Below are 2,101 nucleotides of genomic sequence, written 5' to 3'. Positions count from 1 at the left end.
GCTATCACTGGTGCCCGGGCGATCAATGGGACCCGAGCTGGGGGAAGGCCTACGACTGGGACTGGAATCACTGCCACGACGGGCAAGGTCCGGCAGGCCAAACTGGGCCGGCCGGCTTTGGACCCTGGGGAGTCCCGCCGTCATGGGCGCCGCCGCAACCACCTCCACCGTCGTGGGCGCCTGGGGCACTGGTGATGTGGAACCAGACTGCCCATGGGTGGGGAATCTGGAACAACGGACTCTGGACCCCGATCTGACCAAACGCAGGCTCTCGCAAGGGGTCTGGAACGAAAATCCTTGCTGGGCAGCGACTCCTACCACCGCGGTTGAAACGCGTCAGCCGACTGCGCCAGCGCCAGAGCGGACCCGGTGCCGACGGGTCTCGATGGTCCAACAGGGTTGCCGCTCCAGTGGCCACGCCGTCGTTGCCGTAGTGGCTTTGCGCGGCCAACCCGATGTATTCACCCTCGGGCAGTCGGCTCAGGGTCACCGTATAGTCCGCGTTGATATACCGCAAACCCGCTGTACCCCAATGTGTTAACGAGCTAACAACGTCGCCGGCCAACGCAGCGCGGGTGAATGGTGTAAGCGGATATCCTGCCACCATGGGGCGGAACAGTCGTATCCACGCAAATTTTTGGGCGGTGGCCTGTTCCCACTCGCCCATGCCGATTCCCACACTTCCAGTCTTGGAGTTGGTGCCGTAGGTCCAGATATCGAACGGCATATCAATATCGAACCCATCGGAGCGCGTCGGAATCGGTGGCATCGCCACCGGGGACGACCACACCTTGCCGTCAGGGTGCTGGCCGCGGCGCAGAAACAACGCGCTGGCGCGCGCAACGACCCGGCCATTTTGCAACAGCGCGCCGTCGACAAGTTTTATCCGGCGACCCTCGCGTTGCACGATGGTATCGATTTGCACCGGCTCCAGCAGCACCGGGCGCAGCAGGTCGACGGTCAGTCGTGCGGGCTGAAACTCTGGATCGCCGAAGCTCTCCAGCGCCCAACCCAGCAGTCCGCCGGTGACCTGACCCCCCATCGTCTGCCCCCACGGTCCACGCGTCAGATCTCCGGGAACATAGAAGTCGCCGTCCGCAATGAAAAATGCGTCCACGCGCTCATGTTACGGGCGGGCTCGCGGCCCCGCGGCTACCGACCTTCAGGGGTGTGCGGCAAGGAACGTCTCGTTCGGCAACCCGGCGGTGAGCTGATCGACATTGAACGGTTGGTCGAGGCGGGCGTGTAGCTTCTTCGGATCGATCAGCAAGCTGATCTCGGCGGTCTCGCGTGCGAATAGTCGACCGAAACGTGGGTATAGCCAACGCATTACGGCTCGCTCGCCAGAGGTGCAGCGGGCCGCGCAATAGCCGACGTGGCCAATCTCGTCGGTGAGGATCTCGCTGTAGAGCCGCCCGATGCGGGCGGCCACATCTGGTTCGTCGGCGAACACCTCAACCCCGACACGGCGTAATTCGTCGAACAAGATGCAGCCGGCCATCTCGCCTGCCCCTACGAACGCGATCCCGATGCGCTCCGGGATGAAGACGTTGAGCTTGACGAACTGGCGCATCACGAATGGCGGCGGGACGACTTGGAACGGCAGACCGAACATGTCGAGCACGTAGGCCAGCAGGCGGGTGTGATAGTGCTCCTCGAGCTCGATGTACACCCGCTCGGGCGGAGCGTCGTCACCGCTGTTGTGCCCGTACGTCTCACCCAATCCGACGCCGAAGCGCTCCGCTTGGTTCAGCTTCGCGGTTGCCAACAGAAACAGCATTTCTCGGCTGAGGCCCGGTTCGGGTCGCCGCCGGTGCAGGTTGCGCGCAAACACACCCCGATCGATGGGACGGGTGGAGCGCACCGGGTCCGCCACCAAGCCACCGAAGAATTCCTCGCGGCTGGCTAGATGGCGATGCAGCAAATCCGCTTCACCGTCGCGCCGCACCAAGAATTCGCGGTAGCCCTCGATACCCAAAGCACCTACAGCGGTCATCGCTCCTTACCTTTCTTGCAGGGTGTTCGTGGCCGTCGGCCGTAGGCTTCGATTCACCCAGGGACGGCGGGTATGGCTTTCATCGCTCAGCCCTTGATGGCCGAG

General features: G+C 63.5%; 2 protein-coding genes and 1 pseudogene. 1 reads left to right on the top strand and 2 read right to left on the bottom strand.

What is annotated here, in order from left to right; translation table 11 throughout:
• On the top strand, positions 1 to 257 hold a 257-nt coding region (locus WAN71_RS14255; protein ID WP_422225956.1), incomplete at its 5' end, for a hypothetical protein.
• A 57-nt stretch (positions 258 to 314) separates the two neighbouring features.
• Here the strand turns inward: WAN71_RS14255 and WAN71_RS14250 are convergent.
• Both WAN71_RS14250 and WAN71_RS14245 read right to left on the bottom strand, forming a co-directional pair.
• Positions 315 to 1,117, bottom strand: a pseudogene (locus tag WAN71_RS14250) (thioesterase family protein).
• Positions 1,118 to 1,162: 45 nt separating this feature from the next.
• Positions 1,163 to 1,996, bottom strand: a complete 834-nt coding sequence (locus tag WAN71_RS14245; protein ID WP_422225955.1) for a hypothetical protein — start codon at positions 1,994 to 1,996, stop codon at positions 1,163 to 1,165.
• Positions 1,997 to 2,101 lie beyond the last annotated feature (105 nt).

Origin of the sequence: Mycobacterium sp. (assembly GCF_049280035.1) — a bacterium.
In the GTDB taxonomy this organism is placed as follows: domain Bacteria; phylum Actinomycetota; class Actinomycetes; order Mycobacteriales; family Mycobacteriaceae; genus Mycobacterium.
This window is presented reverse-complemented; position numbering and strand designations above follow the sequence as displayed.